Origin of the sequence: Breznakia blatticola (assembly GCF_004365815.1) — a bacterium.
Classification (GTDB): domain Bacteria; phylum Bacillota_I; class Bacilli_A; order Erysipelotrichales; family Erysipelotrichaceae; genus Breznakia; species Breznakia blatticola.
This window is the reverse complement of sequence record NZ_SODD01000001.1, coordinates 62,748-77,700: the sequence shown is the minus strand read 5'-3', so window position 1 is coordinate 77,700 and position 14,953 is coordinate 62,748. Positions and strand designations below refer to the sequence as shown.

Annotated in this window: 20 protein-coding genes; 19 read left to right on the top strand and 1 reads right to left on the bottom strand. The window is 34.7% G+C overall.

Annotated features, from left to right (window positions below):
• Positions 1-63 precede the first annotated feature (63 nt).
• The 9 genes from EDD63_RS00445 to EDD63_RS00405 all read left to right on the top strand — a co-directional run bounded on the left by EDD63_RS00445 (position 64) and on the right by EDD63_RS00405 (position 5,261).
• Positions 64-636: a hypothetical protein gene (locus EDD63_RS00445; RefSeq protein ID WP_134167353.1), complete on the top strand. Its 573-nt coding sequence runs from the start codon at positions 64-66 to the stop codon at positions 634-636.
• A gap of 171 nt (positions 637-807) precedes the next feature.
• Positions 808-1,170: a VOC family protein gene (locus EDD63_RS00440; protein WP_134167351.1), complete on the top strand. Its 363-nt coding sequence runs from the start codon at positions 808-810 to the stop codon at positions 1,168-1,170.
• A 144-nt stretch (positions 1,171-1,314) separates the two neighbouring features.
• Positions 1,315-1,701 (top strand): beta-sandwich lipoprotein, encoded by a 387-nt coding sequence (locus tag EDD63_RS00435; protein ID WP_134167349.1) that lies wholly within the window; start codon positions 1,315-1,317, stop codon positions 1,699-1,701.
• Between the two features lie 10 nt (positions 1,702-1,711).
• Entirely contained in the window at positions 1,712-2,254 is a 543-nt protein-coding gene (locus EDD63_RS00430) for a putative immunity protein (RefSeq protein ID WP_134167347.1), read from the top strand.
• Positions 2,255-2,311: 57 nt separating this feature from the next.
• Positions 2,312-2,713 (top strand): hypothetical protein, encoded by a 402-nt coding sequence (locus EDD63_RS00425; RefSeq protein ID WP_134167345.1) that lies wholly within the window; start codon positions 2,312-2,314, stop codon positions 2,711-2,713.
• Positions 2,714-2,850: 137 nt separating this feature from the next.
• Positions 2,851-3,573: a YebC/PmpR family DNA-binding transcriptional regulator gene (locus EDD63_RS00420; protein WP_134167343.1), complete on the top strand. Its 723-nt coding sequence runs from the start codon at positions 2,851-2,853 to the stop codon at positions 3,571-3,573.
• Positions 3,574-3,648: 75 nt separating this feature from the next.
• Complete coding sequence (locus EDD63_RS00415; protein WP_208318273.1) at positions 3,649-4,089, top strand: DUF3788 family protein; 441 nt, start codon at positions 3,649-3,651, stop codon at positions 4,087-4,089.
• A 52-nt stretch (positions 4,090-4,141) separates the two neighbouring features.
• A complete protein-coding gene (locus EDD63_RS00410; protein WP_166667487.1) occupies positions 4,142-4,639 on the top strand; it encodes a GNAT family N-acetyltransferase in 498 nt (165 codons plus the stop codon).
• Positions 4,640-4,655: 16 nt separating this feature from the next.
• Positions 4,656-5,261: a hypothetical protein gene (locus EDD63_RS00405; protein ID WP_134167337.1), complete on the top strand. Its 606-nt coding sequence runs from the start codon at positions 4,656-4,658 to the stop codon at positions 5,259-5,261.
• Here EDD63_RS00405 and EDD63_RS00400 read toward each other — a convergent pair.
• Complete coding sequence (locus EDD63_RS00400) at positions 5,258-6,367, bottom strand: tRNA(Met) cytidine acetate ligase (protein ID WP_166667486.1); 1,110 nt, start codon at positions 6,365-6,367, stop codon at positions 5,258-5,260. The genes EDD63_RS00405 and EDD63_RS00400 overlap by 4 nt on opposite strands.
• A 78-nt stretch (positions 6,368-6,445) precedes the next feature.
• On the opposite strand from EDD63_RS00400, the gene EDD63_RS00395 reads away from it, so the two are divergent.
• The 10 genes from EDD63_RS00395 to nusA all read left to right on the top strand — a co-directional run bounded on the left by EDD63_RS00395 (position 6,446) and on the right by nusA (position 14,944).
• Positions 6,446-7,363, top strand: coding sequence for a nucleotidyltransferase family protein (locus tag EDD63_RS00395; RefSeq protein ID WP_134167333.1), 918 nt, complete (start codon positions 6,446-6,448; stop codon positions 7,361-7,363).
• A 192-nt stretch (positions 7,364-7,555) separates the two neighbouring features.
• On the top strand, positions 7,556-8,077 hold the full coding sequence (locus EDD63_RS00390) for a YceD family protein (protein WP_134167487.1): 522 nt from the start codon (positions 7,556-7,558) through the stop codon (positions 8,075-8,077).
• Positions 8,078-8,088: 11 nt separating this feature from the next.
• Positions 8,089-8,265, top strand: coding sequence for a 50S ribosomal protein L32 (gene rpmF, locus EDD63_RS00385; RefSeq protein ID WP_134167331.1), 177 nt, complete (start codon positions 8,089-8,091; stop codon positions 8,263-8,265).
• Positions 8,266-8,344: 79 nt separating this feature from the next.
• Positions 8,345-9,475 (top strand): D-alanyl-D-alanine carboxypeptidase family protein, encoded by a 1,131-nt coding sequence (locus tag EDD63_RS00380; protein WP_134167329.1) that lies wholly within the window; start codon positions 8,345-8,347, stop codon positions 9,473-9,475.
• The gene (locus tag EDD63_RS00375) at positions 9,476-10,135 is read left to right on the top strand and encodes a DNA alkylation repair protein (protein WP_134167327.1); all 660 of its coding nucleotides are present in this window, start codon (positions 9,476-9,478) and stop codon (positions 10,133-10,135) included.
• 70 nt (positions 10,136-10,205) lie between these two features.
• Positions 10,206-11,519, top strand: coding sequence for a Mur ligase family protein (locus EDD63_RS00370; RefSeq protein WP_134167325.1), 1,314 nt, complete (start codon positions 10,206-10,208; stop codon positions 11,517-11,519).
• Positions 11,516-12,247: a type 1 glutamine amidotransferase gene (locus tag EDD63_RS00365; protein ID WP_134167323.1), complete on the top strand. Its 732-nt coding sequence runs from the start codon at positions 11,516-11,518 to the stop codon at positions 12,245-12,247. The genes EDD63_RS00370 and EDD63_RS00365 overlap by 4 nt, the downstream gene beginning before the upstream one ends.
• A 1-nt stretch (position 12,248) precedes the next feature.
• Positions 12,249-12,623 carry an SseB family protein gene (locus EDD63_RS00360; protein WP_166667485.1) on the top strand — a complete coding sequence of 125 codons (375 nt, stop codon included), beginning with the start codon at positions 12,249-12,251 and terminating at the stop codon, positions 12,621-12,623.
• 153 nt (positions 12,624-12,776) lie between these two features.
• Positions 12,777-13,238 carry a ribosome maturation factor RimP gene (locus EDD63_RS00355; RefSeq protein ID WP_243833708.1) on the top strand — a complete coding sequence of 154 codons (462 nt, stop codon included), beginning with the start codon at positions 12,777-12,779 and terminating at the stop codon, positions 13,236-13,238.
• A gap of 14 nt (positions 13,239-13,252) precedes the next feature.
• Positions 13,253-14,944 (top strand): transcription termination factor NusA, encoded by a 1,692-nt coding sequence (gene nusA / locus EDD63_RS00350; protein WP_134167317.1) that lies wholly within the window; start codon positions 13,253-13,255, stop codon positions 14,942-14,944.
• Positions 14,945-14,953 lie beyond the last annotated feature (9 nt).

Genomic DNA, 14,953 nt, shown 5'->3' with positions numbered 1-14,953 from the left:
TATGACTTGTTTAAGTGCACTTCTTTGATTACACTAATAGCGTATCAAAGGAGTGTTTAATTTATGATAAAGAGTGCAACAATTACAGTGCGCCCAGGAAATTCAAATGATTGTTTATTTGTTGCTGATGCTTTAGTTAAAGCATATCAAAAGCAATTACCAAAAATAGATGAAAAGAAATTAGAGAAAGCAATTATGTGTGCTTTACAACCACAGCATGTATGTATCGCAGAAAACGATGGAAGAGTTGTTGGTGTATTAGCAAGTACACAAGGGAATAAGAGAGCTTTGCAATTAGATCGTAATGAAGTCATAAAATGGTTTGGAATTCTTCGAGGTCCAGTAATCTACAAACGTCTGATTCGTATTTTTGAAAAACCATTATGTAATAAAGATACGATTTGCTTGATTGATTTCGTATATGGTGAAAGTGATAAAGTATGTCATGAACTCATTGAGTATGTGCTTAAACAAGCGTATGGAGAAGCCTATTTAGCAGTGATTCCTGACACGGATGCAAGAATTATTCGAATTTTAAAGCATAGTAAATTCTATGAAGTAAGCCGCGAAGAAAAGTACATGAAATCACAAAAACGAATGAATCAATACATCTATTTACGTAGAGATATAAAGTAAGAGCCAGGTGCTCTTTTTTATTCTCAAGGAAAGTACTCTTCCTTGCAAGATATTGTAGATTTAATTGATAGTGACGAAAAAGCCTGAGAATATGAATAGGAGGATATACTATAGTCTTTTCTATTTTTTCATCGTATAATTAAATTAATTTGAACTTAGTGAGGTAAGAAAATGATAACAGGATACTATTGCACCAATATTTTTTCTAAGCAAGCAAAAGAGCTTATTGAGTTTTATAGATATATATTAGAAATCCCCTTTATTAAGACTGATGTGGACGATTCAAATGGAGTTTATCTTGGTTTTATAGAGAAAGCACCCACTCTTTGCATCTGGGATTGCGAAGTGTTCGACACACAACCAACAGGTTATCAATCTTTCGTTTTTCAAACAGAAAATCTTGATTCAACAATGAAACATTTGAAGAAAAATGGGGTTTCAATGTCTGAGGCTATTAGATATGATTGGGGAACTTACGAAGTTCGCTTAAACGATATCGATGGAAACGAGATAGTGATAGTTGAGATAGCTTAATAATTGCCAAATTCTAGTTTGTAGAACTGGTGAAAATTAAAAATTCTTCTGCATCGTGCGGAGGATTTTTTTATTATCTCTTGTTTTCTCGTGTATATTTCAAAGAAATATACTAAAATGTAGATATAAAGTAGAGGGAATAAAATGAGAAAAGTAAAAATTTTAGTACTTGTCCTTTTGTGTGGAATTGGACTTGTTGCATGTGATTCAGATGCAGATGTAGTAACAGAGAACATCAAAAAAGATGCTGAACAATTTAAGATTCTTAGACGAATCGTATTTATTAATAACATTACTGGTGAGTATTTGTTTCAAGCGGAAGGTAACTGTTCAGTAGAAACCAACAATGAAGCACAACGCTTGGAAGTTACATGTAAACTTGGAAAAGATCAATACAAAGTACATTACTTTGGGCTTTCAGACAACACAAGTTATACCGTGGAACAATTAGACTGGGTAGATAGCAATAAGTATCGTTATGAAATTGTCTTTAAACCAGAAAGTATTGTGCCATTAATCGAAAACGACTAAAAGGAGAACTATGGACTGGTTTACAGAAATTGAAGCAAGATATAAAAGAAAGAATACAATCTTGATTGGACAAGATAGTGAATTGTTGCATCCATTAGATCAAGCGTGTAAACAAGCAGAGCGTCAAGTGGTTGTTTTATGGGGTCTAGATTATGCAAATCGACTGGCTCAAGAATTGCAACCTAGATATCCAGATGCATCAATTATTACAGACGTGGTTGATAAAGCGACATGTTGGGCACAAGGGAAGTGCAAAATGCCAGAAGCAAAACGGATGATTCTTGATTTCCACGCATTTGCCAAAACAATAGATGATAAAAAAGATATTGCACTATGTCATGCGATTGGGCAAGCATGTAGTGTCGTTCATACACCAACGCATGCTTTAGGGTTACCAATATATCAAATTACAGCGATGGTTCATCAATATGGAATCGAGAACTGTAAACCATATATCCAAAAGCAAGTAGATGCATATGTAGAAACACTGCAATATTGGGTGATACACAAAGATGATACACCACGCACTTGGGCAAAGTTTCTACAAGAATAAAACTGTATGATTGACTTAATACAGTTTGTATGCTATTAATAATAGTAGAGGTGTTATATGGGAGATAAAAGAAGAGGATTATGTGCACTTGTTTGCGCTATATTGTTGGTAGGTTGTGCATCAAAAAGTATCAAAGCAGAGAAAATTGAAAATATGGAATTAAGTCATATACAAGATTTACATAAAACTATTGAAGTTGATCAAAGCTGTTATGAAGAAATATCAACAATTATCAATGATTTAGAGTTTGTGGATACTGAGCAAACGCCAGGAGATGCACATGGAATCTATATATCGATGAAAAATGTAATTCATACGTACTATGTTTGTGAGGATGGAACGGTGTATTATCGAAACAACCAAAATGCAAAACATGGGTATCAAGAAGCAAAAGATAAAAAGCTTGCAAGTAAGTTGAGTGAGTTTATTGATAAGCAATTTGAACAAACAAATAAATAACAAAACCACAAGGTATATAGAATGAAGATTCTGTATATCTTTTTTAGTCAGAATAAAAAAAATATATTTTATGTATTTGGAAATTGTGCCAGAGACACTTATTTGTTATAATAGGTACGATTTGGAGAGTGATAACTATGGGACGTGCCTTTGAAGTACGAAAAGCCAGCATGGCCAAAACGGCTGCTGCAAAAACAAAAGTTTATTCAAAATTTGGAAAAGAGATCTATGTAGCTGCAAAGAATGGTGAACCAGATCCTGAAATGAATTCCAACTTAAAGAAAGTTGTAGAAAGAGCAAAAGCGAATCAAGTACCTGCGGATGTAATTAAACGTGCGATTGATAAAGCTAAAGGTGGAAGTGACGAAAACTATCAAAGTTCAGTATATGAAGGATTTGGTAGTGGTGGTCTTGCGACAATCGTTATTGAATGTTTAACGGATAATGCAAACCGTACCATTGCAGATTTACGTGGAGCTTTCAACAAAGCAAAAGCGAAAATTGGAGTGAGTGGTTCTGTATCATTTAACTATGAAAGTGTAGGACAACTTGTCTTTGCATATGAAGATGAAGATACAATGCTAGAAACTTTATTGACAGCTGATGTTGATGTTAAAGAAATTGAAATAGAAGATGGACACATGGCAGTAACTGTCGCACCACAAGATTTATACAAAGCGAAGGATGAAATCGAAGCATTGATTCCTGGCGTAACATTTGATGTACTCGAACAAACAATGGTGCCAAATGAATACGTAACGCTTGAAGGTGATGACAAAATGCTATTTGAACGTTTATTAACATTACTTGATGATGTTGATGATGTACAAAACGTTTACCACAACGTAGAAGGTCTATAATTTACGACAAACACTTCATATTATTGAGGTGTTTTTCTTTACTTGTATGCTACAATGAAAAAGAGGATTAAAGTGATGGAAAAACTACGACTTGTAAATAAAGATGTTATACCAACAAGCCAAGAAATTCATACGTTTATTGGTAATGAAGCGTTTATGCGGCTACAACATTTTGAACAAGCCTTGGCTAAGAGATATGCTTTGCAAAAAGAATTGAAGTTTCCATTTGGTAGTTCCTATGGATGGGCGTATCGATATGCACATAAAAAGACACTATTGCTGTATATCTTTTTTGAAGCAAATGGATTTTGTTGTACAGTATCACTCAATGATAAAGCTGCACCAAAAATGGAAACATTGCTTCCAAACTTGCAGCCAAAGACGCAAGAACTATGGCAAAATAGATATCCATGTGGAGAACAGGGTGGTTGGATACATGATTCCATTACTAGTGATGAAGATATAGAAGATATCTTGCAACTTGTAGCAACAAAAGTAAAACCGAAAAACGTATAAGGAAAGAAAAAACATTCTTTCTTTTTTTATGGAGGTTTGCTACACTATTTTTATGAAATATGATATTCAAATTCGACAGGCACAACCTGGTGATGAAATGGTTGTGGAAAACCTATTAACGACAAAAGTACATGAACTAGCTGCAAAAGATATTGTGCAATGGGAACTAGATGAAGTCACATGGGATGCCTTATCTAAGGATTATGATATTACAAACTTCTACATTGTATATCGTGATAATAAACCGGTGGCAACGTTTAGTGTGGTTGATTATGATCCAACGTATTGGCTACATGATAAACCAAAAGAAGCATTATATATCCACAAAGTTATGGTCTTAGATGAAGCAAGTAAATCAGGTATATCAACTATGATGTTAGATTACTTTAAAGAACTTGGACGTAAACAAGGATATGCAGTTGTAAAACTTGATGTGCGCGCATATAAAAAACCACTACGTGCATATTATGAACGTAATGGTTTCACACTTGTTGAAATCGTGGATTTAGGTAAAGGTTATTTAACCGCTTTATATGAATATAAATTATAAAAAATAGGGGATTAATATGACTGATAGGTATGAAGAAATATTTAAGAAATACAAAGATGAATTACGATACTATCTAGATAACGATAATCGAGAAATAAACTATCAAAATTCATTGATAATGCCATATCTTCGCGAACTAATTGATATGAATAATGATATTCAAAATAATGATATCCGTGTTGTAGATGTTTCTACGCTGTACAAAAATTGGGATAATCGAGATACTTTTGATAGAGGGAAAATTGCTAAACATTATACACCGGATTTATTAATTGCAAGAAAATGGAATATAAAGAATAAAGATAGTGTCGATATTGACTATTTAGCACTTATAGAAATTAAAGTCCCTACTGCGAAAGATTTATATCATACGAAACTTGAAGTTAACGAGTACTGTGAGATAAATAAAACTGTTATTTTAACAGATGGATTTGTCTGGAGTTTTTATGAAAATAAAAAAACAGTAAAAGAAATTGATTTATTCAATTTAAGTTCAAAAATATGCAAGCATAAAGAAAGTAAACGAGAATTGTTGAATAAAATTGATGTCAATGGCAAAGATAACAATTGGCAAGAACTATGTGATTATATTCGAAGTAATGTTTTAAGAAAGGATAGCTAAAAAACGCTATCTTTTTTTATGATTGGCTGTTGGATTTCCTTTTTGATAAAAGCAGCTTGTTTATCTAGTGGTAATACACTTGCATAGACTTGTGCAGCTTTATATTCCATATCGCGATAGACTTGTGGAATTTGTCCAAAACTACTTGCTAGGTGGATATCCTCTTTAATATTTGCTAGATAGTTTTGCCCTGTTTGATTAAAGCCAAGAATACGTACGTAATCCAGTGCAGGTAAGCTATTTACCACTTGTTTTGTGGTGTGAGTAAGCAAATGAATCAAACTTCTTTGGATGCTTGCTTTCGTGTAACGTTTCGTGATAGCACGTTTGATAAAGTCATCATAACTGACTGCAAGTTCTACTTGTTTATATAAATGACTTTCCATTCCTTCATCCATTAAGAAAATCGCTGCAAGTTCTTGTTTCGATAGTACTTGAAGTTGATACTTGATAAAGGGAAAGTAATGCTCCATAAGAAAGCGATCATCTAAGTTTGTCATTGGTGTCGTATTTGAAACAACTTGTTGATTAGCGATTTGGTTACGAATACTCGTTGCGCTAGATACACTTCCCGTAAGCTGCTTCCCATGATATGCATTGGTACGTTGAATTGTATAGGCTGCAATAGGTGCATCACCTATGGCTTTGATATAGTTGTAACCAAGAATATCATTTGGTGATAAGTCTCCAAACATTTCTTCATAAGCTTTTGCACTCGACTGTCCTGGCTTTTTGATAAGTTGTTTTTCTTTTGCGACTAAGGAATGTAAAAAAGATACATCATTGGATTCACTTCCAAAGACAATACAGTCAACTTGCATCATTTTTAGTATATCAATACTTGCTTTTGCGAAGTGGTTGGCACTTTGCGTTGCATAAATATATGGCAGTTCAACTACGATATCCACACCATAATCAAGTGCTATTTTTGTGCGCTCCCATTTGTCGATAATTGCAGGTTCTCCACGTTGGACAAAGTTACCACTCATGATGCAAACAAGTACATCGCATTTACTGATGACTTTGGCTTGTTGGATATGATGGATGTGTCCGTTGTGGAAAGGGTTGTATTCACATACGATTCCGCATACTGTTAATTTTCTCATATACATAGTATATAGGATTTCAAGTGCAAATAAAATTAGGAATATGATAGAATAGTGTCTAGAAGAGGTAAATAAAACATGAAAAAAACAAGTTTAGTTGTGTTAGCGGCTGGAATGGGGAGCCGTTATGGAGGATTAAAACAAATCGATCCAATCGGACCTAATGGAGAAATCATTCTCGAACTAAGTGTGTTCGATGCAAAACGTGCTGGATTTGATGAAGTTATCTTTATTATCAAAGAAGCAATTGAAAAAGACTTTAAAGAAGCAATCGGAAACAAAATCGCTGAACATTTCCCAGTAAAATACGTATTCCAAGATATGACAAAAATTCCTGAAGGATGCAGTATTCCTGAAGGTCGTGAAAAACCATGGGGGACAGGACATGCTTTATTATGCTGTGAAGATGTCATTGATGCACCTTTCTGTGTAATTAATGCGGATGACTACTATGGACAAGAAGCATTCGTAAAAATCCATGACTTCCTAGTAAATAATACAGATGAAAATAACTATGCAATGGTTGGTTATTTACTACAAAATACGGTAAGTGATAATGGAAGTGTTGCACGTGGTGTATGTAATGTAGAAAACAATAAATTAAGTGATATTCAAGAACTAACAAGTATTGAAAAACGTGAAGATGGACATATCTTTTATACAGAAGATGCAGGAGCAACTTACCATGAATTAGATCCAAATCGTCTAGTTTCATTAAACTTCTGGGGATTCAATCCAAACTTCATTCAATATATGAAAGAAGACTTTGTGAATTTCTTTAAAGAAGAAGTACCATCAAATCTACTAAAATCAGAATTCTTTATTCCAAAAGAAGTGGGAAAAATGGTTCGTGAAAACAAAGTAAGTGTTGATGTATTATCAAGTAGTGATTCTTGGTATGGTGTAACCTATCAAGAAGATAAACCAAAAGTAAAAGCAGGAATTAAAAAACTTATCGATGAAGGTAAGTATCCAGTACCACTTTGGTCTAAATAAGAATGTAATAAAAGCATCAAAGGTCATAAATCTTTGGTGTTTTTTCTTGCCTTTTTTGAAAAGTGTTATAAGATAGGGAAGTATATTATCAAAAGCGCGAAAAACAGCAACGATTTTTGGTGTGGAAATATCCCAATCTTTTGTTGACTTATCGTCGACTTTTGCTATAATATTTAGGCAGGCAATGAGGTGATGATCGTGAAATGGTCAAAGAATGACTTGTTAAATACAAAAGATGGAGTTATTTCTTTTCAAGAAGATTTAACATTTCCGAAAGAGACTTTTGCGAAAATCCACCAACTACGCGACCTGAAGGATGTGCATGTTGAAGGTAGTCTTGATTACGATGGAAAAAGTGACTTGGTCACAGTAGACATGGAAATCAGTGGCGAAATGATTTTACCTTGTGCGATTACGAATGAAGATGTTCCTTATCCATTTGATATTGAACCTACTGAAGTATTTGCGTTTCGCAAAGTAGATGATACTGAAGACTTACACGAAGCTAAAGGTGATGTAATTGAACTATTGCCGATTATTTTCCAAGATATCATGATGGAAGTTCCCTTAAAAGTTGTTAAAGACGATATTAAGGAATATCCAAAAGGAGAAGGTTGGGAGGTAATTAGCGAAAGTGATTACCAAAAACGTAAAAAAGATGAAGTGGATCCTCGATTAGCAAAGCTAGCCGAGTTTAAGATCGAAGAAGACTAGAGGAGGTATTTATGGCTGTTCAACAAAGACGTGGTTCTAAACACAGAAAAGCAAAAAGAAGAACGCACTATAAATTAGTGAAACCTACATTGACAACATGTCCAGCTTGTGGTGATTATGTGCGTCCACACAGAATGTGTGAATGTGGAAACTACAACGGTAAACAAATCGTTCCAGAAGCAAAATAGTTAATTTAGAGTGATGAAAGCAGCTTACAGTTTGTAACTGCTTTTTTTCGTGCTAAAATGTTTGTAAGAGGGACAGATTATGAAAAAAGTATATTGTGTGTTGTTGCTTTTTTTACTTGTAGGATGTGGCAGTAGTGAAGATACACCGGATGTAACTGTGTATCGCAAGATACTGCGCATAGAATATGGAGAAACACTAAGTCTTAAAGTAAGTGATTTTCTATCCTGTGAAGACAAGGATGTACTAAAACAATCAACAATGGATACATCAAAGATTACATATGATGAAAATACATATCCTGCAGTTGGATTGTATCCAATTGTGATTAGTTATCCTGTAGAAGATTCAACACAAAAAGCAACTGTAACATTAGAAATACAAGATACAACAGCACCAACACTGACCAAAGAAGTAGAGGTGATTGAAGTCGCTTATGGTGCAAGTGATTATGATTTTTATCAACACTTTGAGGCAACTGACTTAAGTGATGTGCATATGGATATCGATACAAGTAAGGTTGATTTTGCTCTAACTGGAACATATGAGGCATATGTGAGTGCAACTGATGCATATCAAAATGCGATACATAAAACTGTATCCGTGCATATAGGTGAAAAACCACAACCAATTCCACAGCCAATAGAACAACCGGTAATACAACCACAGCCAGTAATTGAACAAACTAGTGTTCAACCAACCTATGTTCAAGGAATACTTGTGGTAAATAAGAAATATGGGTTGCCAGCAAGTTATGCACCAGGAGTAAATGGAGAAGCAGTATATGCTTTACAACAACTCATTGCAGGCATGCGTGCAAATGGCTTACAAGTCTTAGATAGTTATAGTGGTTATCGCAGTTACTCGTATCAAAACCAACTCTATTGGAATTATGTGGCTAGCTATGGACAAGCAGCGACGGATACATTTTCTGCACGAGCAGGTCATAGTGAACATCAAAGTGGACTGGCATTTGATTTAATTAGTCCAAATGGACAACTTTTGACTAGTGAACCAGAAGCATCATGGATTGCACAACATGCACATGAATATGGCTTTATTGTTCGTTATCAAGCAGGTAAAGAATATATTACAGGATATCAAGCAGAACCATGGCATTTACGTTATGTTGGAAGTCATGCTCCTGCAATTTATGCAAGTGGACTAACTTTAGAAGAATACCTTGGAATACAAGGTGGAGGATATTATTAGATGCACAAACTTTATACATATGTAAAAGATGAATTAATAAAAATAAAACGACCAGAGAAAATTGAGCAACAAGAAGCATATTTACGTAATCAGTTTTCCTGTTTAGGCTTAACAACGAAAGAAAGAAGAGATGTCTACAATCAAGCCATAAAATTAGAAGCAAATCCAGCAATTGACTGGGACTTACTTTTTGCATGCTTTGATGATGAATATCGTGAGTTGCATTACTTTGCTTGTTACTACTTAGAGAAGAAAAAACAAGCACTAACCATTGATGATGTCGATAAGTTAAAAAAACTTGTTCAAACCAATTCATGGTGGGATAGTGTAGACAGTTTGGATCTAACCATCGGCTCAATTGGCTTAGTGGATGAACGTTTAAATGACATTATGATTGCATGGTCCACAGATGAAGATTTTTGGGTGCGTCGTATTGCTATTGATCACCAATTGATGCGTAAAGAAAAAACGAATACACAATTACTAGAAACAATTATCGTGAATAACTTTGGTAGTGATGAATTCTTTATTAATAAAGCAATCGGATGGGCACTTCGCCAATACAGTAAAACGGATCCAGCTTGGGTAAGAGACTTTCTAGAGAGATATCAAAGTCAAATGGCAAAACTAAGTATTCGAGAAGCAAGTAAATATATTTAAGCAAAAGGCCAATACGCTTGGTCTTTTCTCTTGTCTAAGGTATAATAAAACATGAATTTAGGAGAACGTTATGCGAGCTAGAATAACCTTATGTGTTGTAAAAATATCAAGATTTCTATTGTCACTACTCGGGCGTGGAGGATCACTGCCAGGACAAATCGGACTAAAGCTTGATGGACAAATACTACAGAAAATAAAATATCCAAAAGAAATTATTTTGGTTACAGGAACAAATGGAAAAACGACAACAACCAATATGGTGTATCGTTTGATGCAAAAAAAATACAAACATGTCATTTGTAATGTGCGTGGAGACAACTTACTTGTAGGTATTGCAGCATTATTTTTACGTAACACAAAGATGAAATTACAAGTGGATGCAGATTGTGCAGTTATTGAAGTTGATGAACTCAATGTACCTCACGTATTAAAACGTGTTCCAGTTACAAAAGTGCTTATTAATAACTTCTTTCGTGATCAACTAGATCGTGCCGGAGAAATGGAAAGTGTAGTTGGTAAAGTAAGTAAAGCACTTGAAGACTTCCAATGTGCTTTGATTTTAAATGCAGATGATCCAAATGTCGTTCGTTTGGCAGATACATCAAAACAAGCACATGTATATTTCTTTGGTGTAGATAAAAATAGTGAAAGTAAAGAGATCAGTAATGAAGCAAGTGAAGGGAAATTCTGTTTCCGCTGTAATCATCAACTGGAGTATGCATATTATCAGTACTCACACATTGGACATTTTGCTTGTCCAAATTGTGGCTTTGGAAATAATGATCGTTATGTACAAGCAAGTGATGTAAATTTAGATACTCAAAGTTTTGTGGTAGAAAATACAACCTTTCATGCACCACAAGATGCTTTGTATGCAATTTATAATGCTACTGGTTTAATCGCACTTGCAAAGTTGATGGATATTCCATTTGCAAATGTGCAAGATTTACTTAAAAACTTTGAATTAAAAGATGGCCGTATGGAGTCATTCAATATTGGACGTAATGTATTACTTAATTTAGTAAAAAACCCAACAGGGGCTAACGAAGTTATGAAGTACATTATGCGTGATCCAGAAGATAAGGATATCGTAATTGTCTTAAATGATAATGACCAAGATGGAACAGATGTATCTTGGATATGGGATGCACACTTTGATTTGCTTGTTGATACACATACAAAGCATATTATATGTGCAGGAAAACGTGCATACGATATGGCATTGCGTTTGAAATACGAAGGATATATAGGAAACTTGATTGTGAGTGAAAGTCTTGAAGGATCCATTGACGAATTAAAGAAATTAGATGACCATGCATATGTGATTGCAACATATACCGCATTACAAAGTATGCGTAAAATTCTAAGGAGGAATGAAAAGTGAAACTAAACGTACTCTGGATGTATCACGATGTCATGGATTTATATGGAGATCGTGGGAATATACAAGTGTTAAAGAAACGTTGTATGGACCGTAATATAGAAATTGAAATCGATACATGTGGTATTGGTGAATCAAAACACATTGGCGATTATGATTTATTATTTATCGGTGGTGGAGCAGACCGCGAACAAGGATTACTCTTTGATGATTTAGTTTCACGAAAACAAGATATTATTGATGCCATTGATGCGAAAACATTTGTTTTATTGATATGCGGTGGTTACCAATTCTTTGGTCAATACTATATCGACAACAGCGACAATAAAATTGAAGGTCTAGGTATCTTTAATTACTATACAACTAGTGATTCAAGTGTTGGACGTTGCATCGGAAATATTGAGATTGAAGCTACATTGGATGGAAAAACGGTGAATATCGTTGGTTTTGAAAACCATGGTGGACAAACCCGTGGTGTAGAACATCCATTAGGTAAAGTAGTGCACGGACATGGAAATGAATACCAAGGCGGTTATGAAGGTTTCTACAATGGGCAAGTACTTGGTACGTATATGCACGGGCCATTGTTGCCAAAAAATCCTGAAGTGGCAGACTTCATTATTAGCAAAGCACTGGCTAAACGCCATGGTGAAGTACAATTAGCTGAACTTGATGATACTTTAGAAAATCGCGCACATGAAGTCATGCAAAAACGCATGGCAGGAGCTTAAGATGACATTAGAAGAAAAGTTTGAACTGCTTGGTGATGATGTGGATAAAAGAAAACACTTCTTTTATGAAATGCTACTCCATGATGTATATTTACTAGCAAATAGCACAACAGGAAATACAAAAATTGAAACAGGTGAGAACTTACAAGTGTTCTCAATGATTTATGAAGGACTGGAATTCGTTCCTATCTTTCTAAGTTTAGATTCACTGAGTAATTTTCTAAATGAACAATCCTCACCATACGTTAAAGCAAATGCTGCTGATTTACTAGAAACTCTAAAAGAACGTGATGTAGTTATCAATCCAGGAAGTGATCATGCATTACTACTGTTTAGTCCTGAAATTATTGATTTATTGAAAAAATCGTTAAATTAAGAACGTTAAGTGGAAATTGTGGATGTACTTCATGTGCATTATTTTATGCAAAACATTGATAAATACTGATTTTTGTGGTAGTATAGCCATGTTGATAAGAAAAACCGAGAGGGCGCAAGCCCTCTCTTAACTTTACTTATGGGAGGAAAACGCTTGGAAAACAATCTAAAAACGATGATTCAGGAAATTGTGGAAGCCAATGATTGTACACTATATGATGTGATTTGGACACAAGATGGATCAATGAAAATCTTACAAGTTTCAATTTTGGACAAGGATGGAAAAATGGATTTGGATACATGTGCGAAAGTCAGTAATGAGATATCTGACAAATTAGATGCACTAGACAATATCCAATATGAATACTATCTAGAAGTATGTTCTCCTGGAGCGGAGCGTGAACTTCGCAATGATGAAGAAATCAATGCTGCAATTGATTCATACATATACGTGAAATTCAAAGATCCAAAAGCAGGAATGGACGAAGTCCAAGGATATTTACGTAAAGTCAATGAAGCAGATATTGTCGTTGAATATGTAGATAAAACAAGAAAAAAAGAAATAACGATTGAAAAAGACAATATTGGTCTTATTCGTTTATCAGTTAAAGTTTAAGGAAGGAATTGGTCATGAAACTGAAAGAATTCGTAAAAGCGATGCAAGAAATCGAAAAGGATCGCAACATTGATGAAAAAACAATCATCGATGCACTAGAGGAAGCGCTAATTAAAGCGTACCGTAAACATGTGGAACTACAAGATGCATATGTTCGTGTATCGTTTGAAGATAACAACATCAAAGTATTTGCACAACGTTTAGTTGTGGAAGAAGTTGAAGATGATGAATTAGAAATCTCTTTAGAAGATGCTAAGAAAATCAGAGAAGACTTTGAACTTGGTGAGTTCGTTGAGGAAGAAGTAGACATTACTTCATTTGGTCGTATTGCGATCATCTTAGCGAAAAACGTAATGAAACAAAAAACAAGAGAAGCTCAAAAACAAGCAGTATATGATGAATATATTGATAAGTTAGAAGAACTTGTGACTGGGGTTGTGGAAACAGTAGAAGAAAAATTCTGTTTAGTGAATATTGGTCGCACAATTGCACTTATGCCAATGGTTGCACAAATTCCTGGAGAAACATACCGTGAAGGACAACACATCAAAGTTGTAATTAGTGATGTAAACAAGGAAACAAAAGGAGCGCAAGTACTTGTAAGTCGTGCCGATTCTGTTCTTGTAAAACGTTTATTCGAAAAAGAAGTTCCTGAAATTTACCAAGGAATTGTTGAAATTAAAGCAATTGCTCGCGAAGCAGGGGAACGTTGTAAAATGGCTGTATATTCACACAATGAAAACATTGACCCAATTGGTGCATGTATTGGACCAAAAGGAAGCCGTGTACAAGTCATTATCGAAGAACTTAAAGGTGAAAAAATTGATATCTTTGAATGGAGTGAAGACGTTAGTAAGTTAATTGCAAATGCACTTGCACCAGCAGATATCTTAGCAGTTATTAAAAACCCAAACCGTGAAAACGGATTGATGGTAATTGTTGAAGATGATCAATTATCATTAGCAATTGGTAAAAAAGGTAAAAATGCACGTCTTGCAGTAAAACTTACAGGACAAACGATTGATATTAAATCTGTAAGTGATGCAGCAAACATGGATATTGACTGGCAAACATTGGCAGCTGAAGAAGCTGCAGTAATTGCTGCACAAAAAGAAGAAAAACGTAAAATCGAACAAGCAAAAGCATTTGAAGAACGTCAAAAACAAGAAGCTGCAGATGCTGGAGTGGATGCGGATTACGTGGATGAATTATTCGCTGATGAATACATTGAAGAAGAATTCGTACCAGAAACAGTGGCAAAAGAAGAACCAACTGTTGTAGAAGTAGAAACAAATAAAGAACTTGAAAAAGTAGAAGAAGCTGCAGAAGAAAAGATTGAAACAGAACTTGAAAAGGCAGCACGTATTGCTAAAGAAAAGAAAGCACAAGGAATCGACTTAGAAGAAAAACGTGCATATAAATCAAAACTAGAAACAATTCTAGAAGCGAAAAAAGAAGATGCACCAAAAGCGAAACCGAAAAAGAAAAAGAAGAAAACAGATGAAGATCAATTGTTTGTGGAAGATGAACCAATCACAAAACCAACATTTGATCCAAATGAAAAGGATTACGAATTAAAACCAATTTATACAGAAGAAGAACTTGCTGAAATTGAGGCAGCTCAAGAGCAAGAACAAGAAAAAGATTGGGTTTATGATGATGACATCGACTTTGATGAGTTCGATGATTACTACGACGAGGACTAAAGGAGTAAA

Bases quoted from the DNA above. Each gene is read 5' to 3' on its own strand.
- rpmF (WP_134167331.1), top strand. From the start codon at position 8,089: ATGGCTGTTCAACAAAGACGTGGTTCTAAACACAGAAAAGCAAAAAGA.
- EDD63_RS00400 (WP_166667486.1), bottom strand. From the start codon at position 6,367: ATGAGAAAATTAACAGTATGCGGAATCGTATGTGAATACAACCCTTTC.
- EDD63_RS00420 (WP_134167343.1), top strand. From the start codon at position 2,851: ATGGGACGTGCCTTTGAAGTACGAAAAGCCAGCATGGCCAAAACGGCT.
- EDD63_RS00405 (WP_134167337.1), top strand. From the start codon at position 4,656: ATGACTGATAGGTATGAAGAAATATTTAAGAAATACAAAGATGAATTA.
- EDD63_RS00445 (WP_134167353.1), top strand. From the start codon at position 64: ATGATAAAGAGTGCAACAATTACAGTGCGCCCAGGAAATTCAAATGAT.
- EDD63_RS00430 (WP_134167347.1), top strand. From the start codon at position 1,712: ATGGACTGGTTTACAGAAATTGAAGCAAGATATAAAAGAAAGAATACA.
- EDD63_RS00395 (WP_134167333.1), top strand. From the start codon at position 6,446: ATGAAAAAAACAAGTTTAGTTGTGTTAGCGGCTGGAATGGGGAGCCGT.
- EDD63_RS00360 (WP_166667485.1), top strand. From the start codon at position 12,249: ATGACATTAGAAGAAAAGTTTGAACTGCTTGGTGATGATGTGGATAAA.
- EDD63_RS00415 (WP_208318273.1), top strand. From the start codon at position 3,649: ATGGAAAAACTACGACTTGTAAATAAAGATGTTATACCAACAAGCCAA.
- EDD63_RS00425 (WP_134167345.1), top strand. From the start codon at position 2,312: ATGGGAGATAAAAGAAGAGGATTATGTGCACTTGTTTGCGCTATATTG.
- EDD63_RS00375 (WP_134167327.1), top strand. From the start codon at position 9,476: ATGCACAAACTTTATACATATGTAAAAGATGAATTAATAAAAATAAAA.
- nusA (WP_134167317.1), top strand. From the start codon at position 13,253: ATGAAACTGAAAGAATTCGTAAAAGCGATGCAAGAAATCGAAAAGGAT.
- EDD63_RS00435 (WP_134167349.1), top strand. From the start codon at position 1,315: ATGAGAAAAGTAAAAATTTTAGTACTTGTCCTTTTGTGTGGAATTGGA.
- EDD63_RS00370 (WP_134167325.1), top strand. From the start codon at position 10,206: ATGCGAGCTAGAATAACCTTATGTGTTGTAAAAATATCAAGATTTCTA.
- EDD63_RS00380 (WP_134167329.1), top strand. From the start codon at position 8,345: ATGAAAAAAGTATATTGTGTGTTGTTGCTTTTTTTACTTGTAGGATGT.
- EDD63_RS00390 (WP_134167487.1), top strand. From the start codon at position 7,556: ATGATCGTGAAATGGTCAAAGAATGACTTGTTAAATACAAAAGATGGA.
- EDD63_RS00440 (WP_134167351.1), top strand. From the start codon at position 808: ATGATAACAGGATACTATTGCACCAATATTTTTTCTAAGCAAGCAAAA.
- EDD63_RS00410 (WP_166667487.1), top strand. From the start codon at position 4,142: ATGAAATATGATATTCAAATTCGACAGGCACAACCTGGTGATGAAATG.